Origin of the sequence: Pseudomonas sp. TWP3-1, from assembly GCF_049896625.1 — a bacterium.
Lineage (GTDB): Bacteria > Pseudomonadota > Gammaproteobacteria > Pseudomonadales > Pseudomonadaceae > Aquipseudomonas.
Genome location: NZ_JAFCUQ010000013.1, coordinates 17,721 through 34,672, shown reverse-complemented (window position 1 = coordinate 34,672; position 16,952 = coordinate 17,721). Strand labels below are relative to the sequence as shown.

At 58.9% G+C, this 16,952-nt stretch carries 11 protein-coding genes and 2 tRNA genes; 9 read left to right on the top strand and 4 right to left on the bottom strand.

Translation table 11 applies throughout. The features are described 5' to 3' along the window. Positions 1 to 25: 25 nt before the first annotated feature. The 3 genes from ACP7BN_RS18095 (at position 26) to ACP7BN_RS18085 (ending at position 4,401) form a co-directional block, all read left to right on the top strand. Positions 26 to 1,585 carry an AmpG family muropeptide MFS transporter gene (locus tag ACP7BN_RS18095; protein WP_426205497.1) on the top strand — a complete coding sequence of 520 codons (1,560 nt, stop codon included), beginning with the start codon at positions 26 to 28 and terminating at the stop codon, positions 1,583 to 1,585. A 129-nt stretch (positions 1,586 to 1,714) separates the two neighbouring features. After that, on the top strand, positions 1,715 to 3,430 hold the full coding sequence (locus ACP7BN_RS18090) for a proline--tRNA ligase (protein WP_426205496.1): 1,716 nt from the start codon (positions 1,715 to 1,717) through the stop codon (positions 3,428 to 3,430). 17 nt (positions 3,431 to 3,447) lie between these two features. Further along, positions 3,448 to 4,401, top strand: coding sequence for a hypothetical protein (locus ACP7BN_RS18085; RefSeq protein WP_426205495.1), 954 nt, complete (start codon positions 3,448 to 3,450; stop codon positions 4,399 to 4,401). Between the two features lie 124 nt (positions 4,402 to 4,525). Here ACP7BN_RS18085 and dinB read toward each other — a convergent pair whose 3' ends face one another. Further along, positions 4,526 to 5,587, bottom strand: a complete 1,062-nt coding sequence (gene dinB / locus ACP7BN_RS18080) for a DNA polymerase IV (RefSeq protein ID WP_426205494.1) — start codon at positions 5,585 to 5,587, stop codon at positions 4,526 to 4,528. A 280-nt stretch (positions 5,588 to 5,867) separates the two neighbouring features. On the opposite strand from dinB, the gene ACP7BN_RS18075 reads away from it, so the two are divergent. The 4 genes from ACP7BN_RS18075 (at position 5,868) to ACP7BN_RS18060 (ending at position 10,457) form a co-directional block, all read left to right on the top strand. After that, positions 5,868 to 5,944: transfer RNA gene (locus ACP7BN_RS18075), tRNA-Met, on the top strand. A 222-nt stretch (positions 5,945 to 6,166) separates the two neighbouring features. Continuing rightward, positions 6,167 to 6,243, top strand: a tRNA-Met gene (locus tag ACP7BN_RS18070). 279 nt (positions 6,244 to 6,522) lie between these two features. Next, positions 6,523 to 9,162, top strand: a complete 2,640-nt coding sequence (mprF, locus tag ACP7BN_RS18065) for a bifunctional lysylphosphatidylglycerol flippase/synthetase MprF (RefSeq protein WP_426205493.1) — start codon at positions 6,523 to 6,525, stop codon at positions 9,160 to 9,162. Further along, positions 9,162 to 10,457, top strand: a complete 1,296-nt coding sequence (locus ACP7BN_RS18060) for a virulence factor family protein (protein WP_426205492.1) — start codon at positions 9,162 to 9,164, stop codon at positions 10,455 to 10,457. The genes mprF and ACP7BN_RS18060 overlap by 1 nt, the downstream gene beginning before the upstream one ends. 255 nt (positions 10,458 to 10,712) lie before the next feature. Here the strand turns inward: ACP7BN_RS18060 and ACP7BN_RS18055 are convergent, their stop codons facing one another. The 3 genes from ACP7BN_RS18055 to ACP7BN_RS18045 form a co-directional block, all read right to left on the bottom strand. Further along, positions 10,713 to 12,554 (bottom strand): potassium transporter Kup, encoded by a 1,842-nt coding sequence (locus ACP7BN_RS18055; protein ID WP_420648382.1) that lies wholly within the window; start codon positions 12,552 to 12,554, stop codon positions 10,713 to 10,715. A gap of 470 nt (positions 12,555 to 13,024) precedes the next feature. Then, on the bottom strand, positions 13,025 to 13,429 hold the full coding sequence (locus tag ACP7BN_RS18050) for a hypothetical protein (RefSeq protein ID WP_426205491.1): 405 nt from the start codon (positions 13,427 to 13,429) through the stop codon (positions 13,025 to 13,027). A gap of 14 nt (positions 13,430 to 13,443) precedes the next feature. Continuing rightward, positions 13,444 to 14,016, bottom strand: a complete 573-nt coding sequence (locus ACP7BN_RS18045; RefSeq protein WP_426205490.1) for a type VI secretion system amidase effector protein Tae4 — start codon at positions 14,014 to 14,016, stop codon at positions 13,444 to 13,446. Positions 14,017 to 15,011: 995 nt separating this feature from the next. Between ACP7BN_RS18045 and rimO the strand changes: the two genes are divergently transcribed. Beyond that, a complete protein-coding gene (rimO, locus tag ACP7BN_RS18040) occupies positions 15,012 to 16,349 on the top strand; it encodes a 30S ribosomal protein S12 methylthiotransferase RimO (protein WP_426205489.1) in 1,338 nt (445 codons plus the stop codon). A 109-nt stretch (positions 16,350 to 16,458) separates the two neighbouring features. Further along, a complete protein-coding gene (locus tag ACP7BN_RS18035) occupies positions 16,459 to 16,932 on the top strand; it encodes a GNAT family N-acetyltransferase (RefSeq protein ID WP_426205615.1) in 474 nt (157 codons plus the stop codon). Positions 16,933 to 16,952: the final 20 nt, after the last annotated feature.

The following is a 16,952-nucleotide window of genomic DNA, read 5'->3' as shown; positions in this document are numbered from 1 at the left end:
GCAATCTTGAGGCAGACTCCAGCCCATGCCCCGTAAAACCTGGCGCGCCGCGCTCGCCGCCTATGCCAGTCCTTCGACGCTCGTGCTGTTGTTGCTGGGTTTCGCCGCCGGCCTGCCGTACATGCTGGTGTTCTCAACGCTATCGGTCTGGCTGCGTGAAGCCGGTGTGGCCCGTGAAACGATCGGCTACGCCAGTCTGATCGGCCTCGCTTATGCGTTCAAATGGGTCTGGTCGCCGCTGCTCGACCAATGGCGCCTGCCATTGCTGGGCAAGCTCGGCCGTCGTCGCTCGTGGCTGGTGCTCTCGCAAAGCCTGGTGATCCTCGGCCTGATCGGCATGGGTTTCTGCGATCCGCAAAAACACTTGTCCTGGCTGATCGCTATTGCTGTGGTCGTCGCCTTCGCTTCTGCGACTCAGGATATTGCGGTCGACGCCTATCGACTGGAAATCGCCGACGACAGCCGTCAGGCCGCGCTCGCTGCCAGCTACATGTCCGGTTACCGGATCGCTGCGCTGCTGGCGACTGCCGGCGCACTGTTCTTCGCCGAAGGCTTCGGCTCGACCGGTTTCAACTATCAGCATTCAGCCTGGGCCGGCACTTACGTGCTGTTCGGCGCGCTGATGATCCCAGCCCTGCTGACCACCCTGTTCATGCGCGAACCCCCGGTTCCACTGCGCACGCAGTTGCAGGCCGGCCGCTACACCTTCATGCACCAACTGATGTCGGTATTTGTGCTGATCATCTTGCTGGTGTCCGTCCCGGCAATGTTCACCCAGTTGTACAACACCGATTTCGCCAGCGTGCTGTTCGAAGGCGTCAGCCCGCTCGACTTGCTGCTCGAAGACCGCGCGTTCCTGCGGGCGATCCTCTACACCACGCTGACCTTCCTGTGCCTGTCGGCCATGGGGCGTCGCGGCTTGGCGCCGGTGCTGACCCCGGTCAACGATTTCATCATGCGTTACCGCTGGCAAGCGCTGCTGCTGCTCGGCCTGATCGCCACCTATCGGATGTCGGATACGGTGATGGGTGTGATGGCCAACGTCTTTTATATCGACCAGGGCTTCACCAAGGATCAGATCGCCAGCGTCAGCAAGATCTTCGGCCTGATCATGACCCTGGTCGGCGCCGGCATGGGCGGTTTGCTGATCGTGCGCTTCGGCATTCTGCCGATTCTGTTCATCGGCGGCATAGCATCCGCCGGCACCAATCTGTTGTTCGTGATGCTCACGGACATGGGCCCGAACCTGCAGATGCTGGTGGTGACCATTTCCCTCGACAATTTCAGTTCCGGCCTCGCCACTTCGGCGTTCGTCGCCTACCTGTCGAGCCTGACCAACCTGAAGTTCTCCGCGACCCAGTACGCCCTGCTCAGCTCGATCATGCTGCTGTTGCCTCGCCTGATCGGCGGCTACTCCGGGGTGATGGTGGAAAAATTCGGCTACCACAGTTTCTTCCTGATCACCGCGATGCTCGGCGTGCCGACCCTGCTGCTGATCGCATTGCACTGGTTCCAGGAGAGCCGCCGCGAAGGCCCGACGCCGACGCCCGAGCCTGTGCCGACTCCAGTCGCGGAAGAATCGTAGGAAAAGTCAGCGGCGGCGGGAGGATTGCCGCCGTCCAGCCTCGCCGCCGGCCACACTTCTGTACGTCAGCAAATCTCGCCGGTACACTGCTCCGTCATTTCCAGTCTCAGCAACCGACAACGGCCAACCATGCGCACCAGTCAATTTTTGCTCGCCACACAGAAAGAAACGCCTTCCGATGCGGTAGTGATCAGCCACCAGCTGATGCTGCGCGCCGGCATGATCCGCAAACTTGCCTCGGGCCTGTACACCTGGCTGCCCATGGGTTTGCGAGTAATGCGCAAGGTTGAAGCCATCGTTCGTGAAGAAATGAACGCCGCCGGCTCTCTGGAAGTGTTGATGCCGAGCACCCAACCGGCCGAGCTGTGGCAGGAATCGGGACGCTGGGAAGAATACGGCCCTGAGTTGCTGCGCTTCAAAGACCGCCACGGTCGTGATTTCTGTGCGGGTCCGACCCACGAAGAAGTCATCACCGATCTGATGCGCAACGAGTTGAGCAGCTATAAGCAGTTGCCGATCAACCTGTACCAGATCCAGACCAAATTCCGTGACGAAATCCGCCCACGCTTCGGGTTGATGCGCGGTCGCGAGTTCATCATGAAGGACGCGTACTCGTTCCACGCCGACCAACCGTCGCTGCAGGTCACCTATGACCGCATGCATCAGGCGTACTGCAACATCTTCACGCGTCTGGGTCTGAAATTCCGCCCGGTTGAAGCTGACAACGGCTCGATCGGCGGCGCCGGCTCCCACGAGTTCCACGTACTGGCCGAGTCCGGTGAAGACGACATCGTCTTCAGCAACGGCTCCGACTACGCGGCAAACATCGAGAAAGCCGAAGCCGTGCCGCGTGAAACCGCGCGCCCCGCTCCGACCGAAGAGTTGCGCCTGGTCGATACGCCAGACACCAAGACCATCGCCGCACTGGTGGAAAAATTCAATCTGCCGATTGAAAAGACCATCAAGACCCTGATCGTGCGCGCCGAAGAAGAAGGCAAGCTGATCGCCCTGGTGATCCGTGGCGACCACGAACTCAACGAGATCAAGGCTGCCCAGCAACCTGGCGTCGCCAGCCCGCTGGTCATGGCCACCGACGCCGAACTGCGTAACGCGATTGGCGCCGGCGCCGGTTCGCTCGGCCCGCTGAACCTGCCGCTGCCGATCATCATCGACCGTTCGGTCGAGCTGATGAGCGACTTCGGTATCGGTGCGAACATCGACGACAAGCATTACTTCGGCGTCAACTGGGAGCGTGATCTGCCGGTTCCAACCGTTGCCGACCTGCGTAACGTGGTTGCAGGCGATCCAAGCCCGGATGGCAAAGGCACGCTGGCCATCGCGCGCGGTATCGAAGTCGGGCACATCTTCCAGCTGGGCAACAAGTACAGCAAGGCGATGAAGTGCGAAGTGCTGGGTGACAACGGCAAGCCTGTAACCCTGGAAATGGGCTGCTACGGCATCGGCGTTTCGCGCGTGGTGGCTGCGGCCATCGAGCAGAACAACGACGCCAACGGCATCATCTGGAGCGACACTCTGGCGCCATTCCAGATCGCTCTGGTACCGCTGCGCTATGAAACCGAGCAGGTACGCGAAGCCACCGACAAGCTGTATGCGGAACTGACCGCTGCCGGCTTCGAAGTGCTGCTGGACGACCGTGACAAGAAAACCAGCCCGGGCATCAAGTTCGCGGACATGGAACTGATCGGCATCCCGCACCGGATCGTGGTCAGCGACCGTGGCCTCGCCGAAGGCAACCTGGAATACAAGAGCCGTACCGAAAGCGAGGCGCAAGCCCTGCCAGTCGCCGACGTGCTGTCGTTCCTTCAGGCCCGTATCCGCCGCTGAAACCAGATAGAGACGTCATGTTCAAGCGAAACACCTTAGGCCTCGGAGGCGCCACCCTGTGTGGCGCCCTGCTGGTCAGCGGCTGTGCCAATCACATGTCACAGCGCAGCGAGCACGAGGAACGTATCGAGCGCAAATTGCTCGATCACAGCCTGCAAATTGATGTCGGCGAGCCCAAGGTGCTTGAGCTGCCGCAACGCCGCGTGAAGATTCACGAACAGAAGACTTTCGAAGTCACCGAGCTCGAAGTCAGCCGGCATTACGACCGTTACACGCCGTACCAGCCCTGGCGGGAGGTCTACGAGATCCCGCTGGGGGTGGTCGCGGTGGTCGGCGGTGTCGGCGCAAACATAGTCAACGTGTTCGCACTCGGCAATTTGCCGGATAGCGTCACGCGCGACTGGTTCAGCTACGGTTTTGCCGGGCTTAACCCGTTCATGAACGTGCAATCCAACGGACGCGCGCAGCAAAACCTGGCCGGCATCGACGAAGTGCAACGCGACAAACGCACCGAGTACTCGAGCCTGCCGTGGAGTGAGCGCCCGGTGCAGGTCAAAGCCGGCAAGCAGACTTTCGACATGACCACCGATCGCAATGGTGTGTTGCGCCTGAATCTGCTGGACAGTCCGTTCGCCGAACATGACTTGAATCATCTGGGCAAATTGCAGATCACTGTCGAAGACGGCAAGGATGACGTGCACACCGACTCGACGCTGGCAATCAGCCCGGGTCTGCGCGGCAAATTGCTGGAGGCTCACGGGCTGATTTACGAAGACCTGGAAGACGACGAAGTGAGCCAGTGGGTACACCGGGTCAAACGTCTGTCGGAACTGGGTCTGGAAGAAGAAGCCAGCGAGCTGGAACAGAGCCTGATCGAACTGACCCGCAACGATCCTGAGTTGCAGGCCGAGTTTCTCAAGTCTTTGACCAGGGATGCCGGGCGACTGGTGGCGGATCCGGGACCGAATTAAGGCTGAAAGCATCGCGGGCAAGCCCGCTCCCACAAGGTTTTGGGTGTTCACATAATTTGTGTTTCACACAGAACACTGTGGGAGCGGGCTTGCCCGCGATGGCAATCTCGAACTCACCGAAAAACTACCGCTCAAACAACTCCATCTGCTCAAACCCGCCGCGCAAATCCTCCAGCCTCACGCCGACCCCAAGCAACCGCACCGGTTTGCCACCCCGATTGAACGCCTGCGTCAGCATCAACTGATAACTGCCCAAGTCCCGCCCTGCCCCAGCCTGCTCCAGCGTGGTCTGGGTGAAATCGTGAAACTTCACTTTGACGAACGGCTTGCCCGGCCGGTAGCTGCTGTCGATGCGTTCCATGCGGTTTTTCAGGGTCTCCAGCAATTCCGGCAGCTTGTCGAGACAGCTGCGCAGATCCGGCAGATCAACGTCGTAGGTGTTTTCCACGCTGATCGACTGACGGCGACTGTCGTTGTGCACCGCCCGCTCATCAATCCCACGCGCCAGACTCCACAATCGCTCGCCGAAGCTGCCGAATTCGCGCACCAGCGTCAGCTTGTCCCACTCGCGCAGGTGCTGACAGTCGACGATGCCGAGCCGGCCGAGTTTGTCGGCGGTCACTTTGCCGACGCCGTGCAACTTGCTCACCGGCAGGCCGCTGACAAAGTCTTCGACTTGATCCGGGGTTATCACGAACAAGCCGTTGGGCTTCTTCCAGTCGCTGGCGATCTTCGCCAAGAACTTGTTCGGCGCCACTCCGGCGGAAACGGTGATGTGCAACTGATTGGACACGCGGCGACGAATATCCTGAGCGATCCGCGTGGCGCTGCCGCCGAAATGCGCACTGTCGGAGACGTCGAGATAGGCTTCGTCCAGGGACAACGGCTCGATCAGGTCGGTGTAATCGCTGAAGATCGTATGGATTTCTCTGGACGCTTCGCGGTAGGCATCCATCCTTGGCTTGACGATGGTCAGGTCCGGGCACAGCTTCAAGGCATGCCCGGAAGACATCGCCGAACGCACACCGTAGGCGCGCGCTTCATAGTTGCAGGTCGCAATCACCCCGCGCCGATCCGCCGACCCGCCCACCGCCAGCGGCTTGCCGGCCAGGTTCGGGTCATCACGCATCTCAATGGCGGCGTAGAAACAGTCGCAGTCGACGTGGATGATTTTTCGCTGAGTCATGACAGAAAAGGCAACGTGGCGAGCCGGATCGGCAGTATCTCACTGACACCTGTATATAGCACCAGTGGTAAGAAGGTTCTTTTGCACCTGTAGGAAAACCCGGATGAATTTATTTTATTAATCGAAAAGCGGGATCCAATAGAGCTACAGCCCTTGCCCCGCCTGCGCCTCAGCCCCGCAAGCCGTCTCAGTCAAACGGCTAACTGATTGAACCTTAAGCTTTTTATCTGGATTGCGGGTTGACACCCCGGCGTTCCTCTGTAGAATGCCGACACACAGACGCGGGATGGAGCAGTCTGGTAGCTCGTCGGGCTCATAACCCGAAGGTCGTCGGTTCAAATCCGGCTCCCGCAACCAAACATCAAAAAAGGCTACTCGAAAGAGTGGCCTTTTTTGTGCGCGTCAGTTTTCTTCCTTTATAGAGAGCTGCTTATGCGTCTGCGTTGAAAAGGAATTCTTTAAGATTCCGGAACTTAGCGCCGCCCTGCGACAGAATGACGCGATTTGGCATTTATTTGAATCTTCTCGAGATTAGCGGTTGACACCCCGCCGTTCCTCTGTAGAATGCCGCCACACAGACGCGGGATGGAGCAGTCTGGTAGCTCGTCGGGCTCATAACCCGAAGGTCGTCGGTTCAAATCCGGCTCCCGCAACCAAACATCAAAAAAGGCTACTCGAAAGAGTGGCCTTTTTTGTATCTGTCGAAAAAGTCCTTTCGCAACAATGATCTGTCACTGTGCAGTGAACCGCTCAGGATCATCAAACCTGCTGTGCTGCGACTATGCTTGAGTCGCGGGCAACGGGTCTGCAATCCATGAGATGCCCTCGCCGATCCTCGGTGGGAGGCGTAATATTTTGTGATTATTTTTTCCTACAGGGATTGGTAACTTGGCTGGATACCTCCATCCTGTCGCGCACAATCCAAGAGGTGATTGATGCGCGCCAACTCGTCTGATCCACAAGACTCCGTCACAGCGACCCAACCGATCAAGCCCGAGCGTTTACGCCTGCTGGATCGAATCAGCAAATACCGGCAACCGATTGGTCTGGCCGTCACTCTGCTGCTGTTCGCCATCGCGCTGATTGCCTGTCGTCATCTGCTCAGCGAGCTGGATCTCGATGCGCTCCACGACTCTATTCTCGACGTTCCGCGACCGGCATTGCTCGGTGCTCTGGGCGCGACTGCGATCGGCTTCATTATTCTGCTGGGCTATGAATGGTCGGCCAGTCGTTATGCGGGCGTGACGCTGCCGCCGCAAACCCTGGCCATGGGCGGCTTCACAGCCTTCGCCATTGGCAACGCGATCGGGCTGTCGCTGCTGTCCGGCGGCTCGGTGCGCTACCGTTTATATGCACGCCATGGTCTGGGCGCGTCGGAAGTCGCGCACATGACCCTGTTTGCCAGCCTGTCTCTTGGCTGCGCCCTGCCGCCGCTGGCGGCCCTCGCCACACTGAGCGACTTGCCTGCCGCTTCCCAGGCCTTGGGACTGTCCGAGATGTTGCTGGGCAGCGTCGCCTCGGTGGTGCTGCTGCTCGGCGCAGCTTTGGCTGTCGGCATCTATCGCCGGCGCCTGCCGGAACAGCCTTACCGTGACAACCTGCTGGTCAAGGCCGGCCGCCGCACCCTGCGCCTGCCGGGTCGGCGCCTGACCTTCCTGCAACTGATCATCACCGCCCTCGACGTCGCCGCTGCCGCCACCGTGTTGTATCTGCTACTGCCGGAAGCGCCGCCATTTGGCGCGTTCCTGCTGGTGTATCTGTTGGCACTGGCCGCCGGTGTGCTCAGCCATGTGCCGGGCGGCGTTGGTGTGTTCGAAGCGATTCTGCTGGCTGCCTTTGCCGACAAACTGGGTGCCGCGCCGCTGGCCGCTGCGCTGCTGCTGTATCGCCTGATCTATGTGGTGCTGCCGCTGCTAGTGGCCTGCGTACTGCTGCTGATCAACGAAGGCCAGCGCCTGTTTCAGTCGCAGACGATGCGTGCGGCTTCCGGTCTGGCAGCGCCGATTCTCGCGGTGCTGGTATTCCTGTCCGGCGTGGTGCTGCTGTTTTCCGGCGCGACTCCGGAAATCGACACTCGTCTGGAGCACATCGGTTTTCTGATCCCGCACCGCTTGGTTGACGCTTCGCACTTTGGCGCCAGTCTGATCGGCGTGCTGTGCCTGCTGCTCGCACAAGGCTTGCGTCGGCGCTTGTCGGCGGCATGGATGCTCACCACCATTCTGCTGCTGGTCGGCGCCCTGCTTTCGCTGCTCAAGGGTTTCGATTGGGAAGAAGCGCTGTTGATGACGCTCACCGCGAGTCTGCTGGGGGTGTTCCGCCGCTCGTTCTACCGCCCGAGCCGTTTGACCGAGCTGCCGTTCTCGCCGCTGTATCTGGTCGCCAGCCTGTGTGTGCTCGGTGCTTCGACCTGGCTGTTGCTGTTCGCCTATCAAGACGTGCCGTACAGCCATCAACTGTGGTGGCAGTTCACCCTCGACGCTGACGCCCCGCGCGGTCTGCGTTCGTTGCTCGGCGCTGCGGTGTTGCTGATCGTGATCGCCCTGACCTGGCTACTGCGTACCGCGCGCCCGGTGATCCATTTGCCGACGCCGGATGAACTGGAACGCGCCTCGAAGATTCTGATGTCCTCGGCGCAACCCGATGGCGGCCTCGCCCTGACCGGTGACAAGGCGCTGCTGTTCCACCCCAACGACGAAGCCTTTCTGATGTACGCGCGCCGTGGGCGCAGTCTGGTGGCGCTGTACGACCCGATCGGCCCCGGCCAGCAACGCGCGGAAATGATCTGGCAGTTCCGTGACCTGTGCGACATCTATCACGCCCGACCGGTGTTCTACCAAGTGCGCGCGGAGAACCTGCCGTACTACATGGACATCGGCCTGACCGCGATCAAACTCGGCGAAGAAGCCCGGGTTGATCTGATTCGCTTTGACCTGGAAGCCAAGGGCAAAGAGATGAAGGACCTGCGTTACACCTGGAACCGTGGCACCCGCGACGGCCTGTCGCTGGAAATCCACGAACCGGGTCAGGCTCCGATGGATGAGCTGAAGGTGATTTCCGATGCCTGGCTGACCGGCAAGAACGTTCGCGAGAAAGGCTTCTCCCTCGGCCGCTTCAGCGACGATTACCTGAAGCATTTCCGCATCGCGGTGATTCGCTTCGAAGGCCGCCCGGTGGCGTTCGCCAATCTGCTCGAGACTTACAGCCATGATCTGGCCAGTCTCGACCTGATGCGCGCACACCCGGACGCGCCGAAGCTGACCATGGAATTCATGATGGTCGGCCTGATTCAACACTATAAGAGTCACGGATACGCGCGCTTCAGCCTGGGCATGGTGCCGTTGTCGGGGTTGCAACCCCGCCGTGGTGCACCGCTGACCCAGCGTCTGGGCTCGATGGTTTTCCGCCGTGGTGAGCAGCTGTACAACTTCCAAGGCTTGCGCCGCTTCAAAGACAAGTTCCAGCCTGACTGGGAACCCCGTTATATGGCCGTGCCCGCCGGACTCGATCCGCTGGTGGCGCTGGCCGACACTGCTGCCCTGATCGCGGGCGGCTTGACTGGATTGGTGAAACGCTGATGATTCAACGCTCCCTGAAGTACATCCTGGCCGCACTGATTGTGCTGGCAGTGATTGCCGGCGGCGGTTTCTGGTACCTCAAACGCCCGGCACCGGAACCGACCCTCGAACAGCTGAAAGCGGCCGATGGCACGGCCATGACCCGCGTCATCTCTGGCACCAAGCCCAAGGCGCAGGTGCTGGTGGCCGTCACCGACGAACAGAAACTCAGCGACAAGCAACTGAGCACCCTGAGCCGCAGCGCCTCGGCGCAGATCGTTCAGGTGATTCTGCCCAAGGACTGCTTGCTGCAAAGTCGCGCCCTGCAAACCGGCCTGCGTGAACTGAACGGCCCGGCCACGCTGGTCAGCGGTATTGGCCCTGGCGCCGTGCTGGCATGGCGCTGGTTGTCCGAGCAGAAAGACGATAAGGCCCAGGCCATTTCCGTCGACCTGGCACTGGAAAAACCCGGTTGCACCCACCTGCTGCCGAAAGCCGCTGCCCACGGCCATTGGCTGGTGGCGTGGAACGATAACCCGGACGACGCCAGCGCAGGTTTCGTGCGTGATCAACCGAACGCCGAAACCAGCATCAGCGACTACGACATCAATCTGCCGCAAGTGCTGAACAATGAACTGCGCAAAATCCTCGTCGGCGGCGACAAAGCTGCCGGTGGTCTGCAGATTCCAGTGGTAGAAGTCCCCGCCGGTCAGGCCAAGGACACCGTGACCCTGTTTCTTTCCGGTGACGGCGGCTGGCGCGACCTCGACCGCGACGTGGCCGGCGAAATGGCCAAGATCGGCTACCCGGTGGTCGGTATCGATACCCTGCGCTACTACTGGCAGCACAAGAGCCCGGAGCAAAGCGCGCTGGATCTCACCGAACTGATGCAGCACTACCGGCAGAAATGGGGCACCAAGCGCTTCGTCCTCACCGGTTACTCGTTCGGCGCTGACGTCTTGCCGGCAATCTACAACCGCTTGCCTGAAACCGAACAGCAACGCGTCGACGCGATCATCCTGCTGGCCTTCGCCCGCACCGGCAGCTTCGAAATCGAAGTCGAAGGCTGGCTCGGCAACGCCGGCAAAGAAGCCGCCACCGGCCCGGAAATGGCCAAACTGCCAGCGGCCAAGGTCGTGTGTATCTACGGTGAAGAAGAGGCCGATGAAAGCGGCTGCACCGACAAGACTGCGGTGGGTGAGGCGGTGAAACTGCCTGGCGGCCATCACTTCGACGAGAACTACCCGGCGCTGGCCAAGCGTTTGGTGGATTTGATCGAGAAGCGCCAGAGCAAGGACTCGGTCGCCGAAGAGTGATCTGAACCGCCCCCACAAAAAGCCCCCGCCACTTCGCAGTTGCGGGGGCTTTTTATTGTTCGTAGCACCGCATATCCCTGTGGGAGCGGGCTTGCCCGCGATAGCGGTGGATCAGTCACAAATTCATGCACTGACACACCGTCATCGCGGGCAAGCCCGCTCCCACAGGGTTCTTGGCGGGGCTTGGATAGTTAACAGCCACAAAAACGCCCCCGCCAGTCGCAAGACTGACGGGGGCGTTTGGTTGAGGCAGGCTTACATCTCCACCTGCGTCCCCAACTCAATCACCCGGTTCAGCGGCAGATTGAAGAAGCGCAAATTGCCATTGGCATTCTTCAACATGAACGCGAACAACGCTTCACGCCAGCGGGCCATGCCTTCGAGTTTCGAGGCGATCACTGTTTCGCGGCTGAGGAAGTACGTCGTACGCATCGGGCTGAAGTCGAGGTCATCCAGATGGCACAGCTTCAGCGCCTGCGGCACGTCCGGTTCGTCGGTGAAGCCGAAGTGCAGGATCACCCGGAAGAAGCCGTCACCGTAAGCATCCACTTCGAAACGCCGTGATGGCGGCACGCGCGGGATGTCTTCGTAGACCACGGTCAGCAATACCACCTGCTCGTGCAGCACCTGGTTATGCAGCAGGTTATGCAACAACGCGTGCGGCACGGCGTCGGAGCGCGCGGTGAGGAACACGGCGGTGCCCTGCACGCGGTGCGGCGGTTGCACGCGGATGCTGCTGATGAAGATCGGCAGCGGCAGCGCGCCCTCGTCCAGTCGCTCGACCAGCAATTGCTTGCCGCGCTTCCAGGTGGTCATCAGCACGAATAGCGCGATACCGGCGATCACCGGAAAGGCACCGCCCTGGACGATTTTCGGCACGTTGGCGGCGAAGTACAGACCGTCCACCAGCAAAAAGCCGAGCAATACCGGAACCGCGAAAATCGGTGGCCATTTCCACAGCAGCAACATCACTGCGGACACCAGAATCGTGGTCATCAGCATGGTGCCGGTCACCGCCACGCCGTAAGCCGAAGCCAGCGCGCCGGAGGATTCGAAGCCGAGCACCAGCAATACCACGCCGACCATCAGCGCCCAGTTCACCGCGCCGATGTAGATCTGGCCCTGCTCGTCGCTGGAAGTGTGCTGGATGTACATGCGTGGAATGTAACCGAGCTGAATCGCCTGACGGGTCAGCGAGAATGCGCCGGAAATCACCGCTTGTGAGGCGATCACCGTGGCCATGGTCGAAAGGCCGACCAGTGGAATCAACGCCCAGCTCGGCGCCAGCAGGTAGAACGGGTTACGCGCGGCTTCCGGGTTTTCCAGCAGCAATGCGCCCTGGCCGAAGTAGTTCAGCACCAACGCCGGGAGCACGAGGATGAACCAGGCGCGGGCAATCGGCTTGCGGCCAAAGTGGCCCATGTCGGCGTACAGCGCTTCGGCACCGGTCAGTGCCAGCACCACAGCGCCAAGGATCGCCACGCCCATGCCCGGATGCACGACGAAGAAATTCACCGCCCACATCGGGTTCATCGCATGCAGCACTTCAGGCGAGTGGCTGATGCCATAGACACCGAGGGCACCGAGCACAAGGAACCAAGTGACCATGATTGGCCCGAAGAGAATGCCGATCCGCGCTGTGCCGTGCTTCTGAATCAGAAACAACGCGACCAGAACGACCAGGGACAGCGGCACCACCCAGTGATCGATACCATCGAACGCCAGGCCCAGACCTTCAATCGCCGACAGTACGGAAATCGCCGGGGTGATCATGCTGTCGCCGTAAAACAGCGCAGCTCCGATCAGCCCGCAGACCACCAGCAGCGAGCGCAATTTCTTGCGCTCACCCGCCGCCCGCCGCGCCAGTGCCGTGAGCGCCATGATCCCGCCCTCGCCCTGGTTGTCGGCGCGCAGCACGAACATCATGTACTTGATCGAAACGACCCAGATCAGCGACCAGAAGATCAACGACAAAATGCCCAGCACCCCGTCGTGATTGACGGCCACGCCATAGCCGCCGGAAAACACTTCTTTAAGGGTGTACAGCGGACTCGTGCCGATATCGCCGTAAACCACCCCTACCGCCGCGACCAGCATGCTCAGCGGCTTGGAGGCCGAACCCTCGGCGCCTGCCGCGTGACTACTTGCCTGACCCATCCAACAACTCCTGATTCCAGACCGGCTTCGTTGAACGAAGCACTATGCTTTGTGTGCAGCATGCGCGTTTTTACGCCCTGTAACAGACGTTTTCTTGACTGTAAAAATTCAGTAAAGCGCAAAGGCGCGAAGCATAGCGCAGCACTCGTCGTATTTCCCGGTATAAAGGGGATCAAGTGCATTGTCGGCAGTGGGATTGCGGCGCTGGGAGAGCCCCCCATGCGCCGTTTATCGGCATGACCGTCGCTTGAAATCCAGTCCACGGTCAAGGTCATCCCACAAAATGTGGGCAAGCTGATTGCCTCGCTGAACGGCAATCGCTCCGGCACCCACCCCTGCCGACACCTACCCGATGTTTTCGTAACCCACCTTACAGAAAACAGGCTCCAATCACTCGTTGACTGAGCGCCTCAGCTTTCATTCCGAATATATTTATCCTGGGCTTTGATAAACGCATCGAATTCTTTTGAGTTATACACTTCAAGACAGGCGTAAAATACAACCTTTTTGTCAGTGTATTTACTTCCAGCGCTGACTTTGTCATAGGCAGCAAATACATAATCCGATGTTACATCATACGGATTATGTAATGTTTCCAACGTATCCTCGTTTTGCAATATGGTATGCATACCACTGCCCATGAACCCGTAAATACCTATGGCGATACCAATATCGTCCCTGACATCGGACTTACCCGGAAACTGATTGGCAATACAATATGCCAACCCGTAATTCTTCAACGACAAACGGGCCGCCTGAACATCTACCGCCGCGTTAGCAGTTGTGCAAATTCCACTTATTACAAACAAAACCAACAATAGTATCCGTTTCAACCTTTCAACTCCCAATAGTTGGTCTTTATCAGCGAACCTGTCGATACCGTCCAGGAATGGCTGTCCAAGCGCTGATAGTCAGAACCATCACTTGTCTCTTTACCATTCCAGAGAACCACATGCCCCCTGGCATCATTCCAGCCTTGTACCTCGACAATAATCAAGCCCTTCTTGCCAGACATTTTCCCATCCTCACCGCGAGCCATGATCAGATCGGGCTTTCCCCAGTTATATTCGAGGAAATCGATCATTTCGTTTACACGCAGAATATAAGGAAAACCGTCATTACCTCGAACGCGATAGATATCCTTGTTTTTAATGATGTTGCCACGAGGGACCTTGTAGCCTCCATAATTGAAAGCCCGGCTCATTCTGAGCGCGCATGCGTTCGCATAAGCGTCCGGCCTCTGCTTTCGCAGAGCTGCAGCCTCACCGCCCACCAATTCATATACTGATGCAGAGTCCATGTGCCCAACCTCTGCGTATGCCGCCCACAAATCACTGTAACGTGGCCGCTTGACAGTGACTGTAGAAGAAACGCCGCCCGTACTCACCACGAGACTGGTCATTACATTTCACCTTCCATGTTGATTCGATTGTTCGCCAGAGCGTTCTTAAGGACAGCAACACCGTTCTGCCCCACAACCGCCGACAACGTAAGTTCAGCATCTCCACTCAAATTTACCGTAATCTGCTCGCCCGGCGAGTATCCGGAAGTATGAACATGTATATTCAAATCCACGTAAAACCTAGAGACCTCCTGTAACGAAACACATGCATCTCCATACGACAGAGAAATACGCCTGATCACTTTAGGAATGATGACTGCGGCGATAGGCAAGAATGCGGCGACCTGATGTTCAGCACCTCGCCAGACAGAAGACTGAGCAGCAATAACGGTATTGGCTCCGGGTGGACAACCGCACGCAATGTAGTCACCTTCAAGTGCAACCGGGCCGGCGGGAAGGGAAATGGTTCTAGGACCAACTGCAGTTATCGGCCCCTGACCTTTGCTGCAGGCAGGACAACTCGCAAGATGCCCTAAAGATGAAGTACTGACTGAAGTATCAATGTTAATCCCGACGTTGCCTTCGAGAACTTATCCACCGGTAGATGTCGGCGCTCCAAGCCCGATAACCTTACGCCCCATGTATGCCTCCGTTCGCTGGGTAGGTCGAAGAGTGGATGCTACACATGCCTTTCCAAATATCTCGACGCTGCCAGTGAAAAAGATGTGTCCTAATATTGCGATCAATAGCTCATCTGCTATGCAGAACTGCACCGCACTCGGTGCGATACAAGTGCGTGGCGTGCACCCCGGACGAAAATGTCAAAGAACCCGGTACTGCAATCATTGAGCAGGTACGTACCTGCGACGAGTTACAAACTCCGAGCCAATGCCTCCCGAAGCAAGCGCAGCACTCGTCGTATTTCCCTGCATAAAGCTGGTCAAGTGCGCTGTCCGCCGATAGAATTGCGCACTTTTTGATCAGAGGCGCAGTTCAAGCGCCCATCCGTCGATTCCCGAGTCAGGTGATCGATGTCACAAATACCGAGGTTAGACATGTCCACCACTCCTGCGCCAGCCAATCCCAAGGTTGGCTTCGTATCCCTGGGTTGCCCGAAAGCTCTGGTCGACTCCGAACGAATCCTGACCCAGCTGCGCATGGAAGGCTATGACGTGGTGTCCACTTATCAGGACGCTGACGTAGTGGTGGTCAACACCTGCGGTTTTATCGACTCGGCCAAGGCTGAATCGCTGGAAGTGATCGGTGAAGCGATCAAGGAAAACGGCAAGGTGATCGTCACCGGCTGCATGGGTGTGGAAGAAGGCAACATCCGCAACGTGCACCCGAGCGTGCTGGCCGTGACCGGCCCGCAGCAGTACGAGCAAGTGGTCAACGCCGTGCACCAAGTCGTGCCGCCGCGCAAAGATCACAACCCGCTGATCGATCTGGTGCCGCCGCAAGGCATCAAGCTGACCCCGCGTCACTACGCGTACCTGAAGATTTCTGAAGGCTGCAACCACAGCTGCAGCTTCTGCATCATCCCGTCGATGCGCGGCAAACTGGTCAGCCGTCCGGTCGGCGACGTACTCGACGAAGCTCAGCGCCTGGTCAAATCCGGGGTTAAAGAGCTGCTGGTAATCTCCCAGGACACCAGCGCCTACGGCGTCGACGTCAAATACCGCACCGGCTTCTGGAATGGCATGCCGGTAAAAACCCGCATGACCGAACTCTGCGAAGCGCTGAGCACGTTGGGGGTGTGGGTGCGTCTGCATTACGTTTACCCGTACCCACACGTTGACGAGCTGATCCCGTTGATGGCTGCCGGCAAGATCCTGCCGTACCTGGACATCCCGTTCCAGCACGCCAGCCCGAAAGTCCTCAAGTCGATGAAACGCCCGGCGTTCGAAGACAAGACTCTGGCGCGGATCAAGAACTGGCGCGTGATCTGCCCGGATCTGATCATCCGGTCGACCTTCATCGTCGGCTTCCCCGGCGAAACCGAGGAAGATTTCCAGTACTTGCTGGAATGGCTGACCGAAGCGCAGCTCGACCGCGTGGGTTGCTTCCAGTACTCGCCGGTAGAAGGCGCACCGGCCAATGATCTGGATCTGGAGATCGTGCCGGACGACGTCAAGCAGGATCGCTGGGATCGCTTCATGGCGCACCAGCAGGAAATCAGCTCGGCGCGCCTGCAACTGCGCATTGGCCGCGAAATCGAAGTGCTGGTGGATGAAGTCGACGAGCAAGGCGCGGTTGGCCGTTGCTTCTTTGATGCCCCGGAAATCGATGGCAACGTATTCATCGACAACGGCAGCAACCTCAAGCCGGGCGACAAGGTTTGGTGCAAGGTGACTGACGCTGACGAATACGACTTGTGGGCTGAGCAGATCTAATCGCAAAAATCCAAAAAGCCCTGCTCTCTTGACGAGATGCGGGGCTTTTTTACGGCTATCGTTTGTGAGGGGAAGGACTCCCTCACACATGACAAAGAGGCTAACGGGCATGCGCCACCATTCGGTCATCCACACACCGAAGCTCAGCGATTACCAGGAACTGACCCGGGTCTGGGAAGCCTCGGTTCGCGCGACCCATGATTTTCTGCCGGACAGCTACATCGAGTTGCTGCGTAATCTGGTGCTGACGCGCTATCTCGACGCGGTAATGCTGATCTGCACCAAGGACGGCCACCAGCGCATCACCGGGTTCGCCGGTGTGGCGGCCGGCAAGATTGAAATGCTGTTCATCGATCCGGCCAGTCGCGGCCAAGGGCTGGGCAAGAAGCTGCTCAATTACGCGATGCAGCATCTGAACGCCGATGAACTGGACGTCAACGAACAGAATCCGCAAGCGCTGGGGTTCTACTTCAAGCAAGGTTTCGAGGTGATCGGCCGTTCCGAGGTCGATGGCATGGGTCAGCCGTATCCGTTGTTGCATATGCGCCTGCGCCAGAATCAACAACGCTCAAGCAACGGCTGAACATTCTTGGATCCCACAAG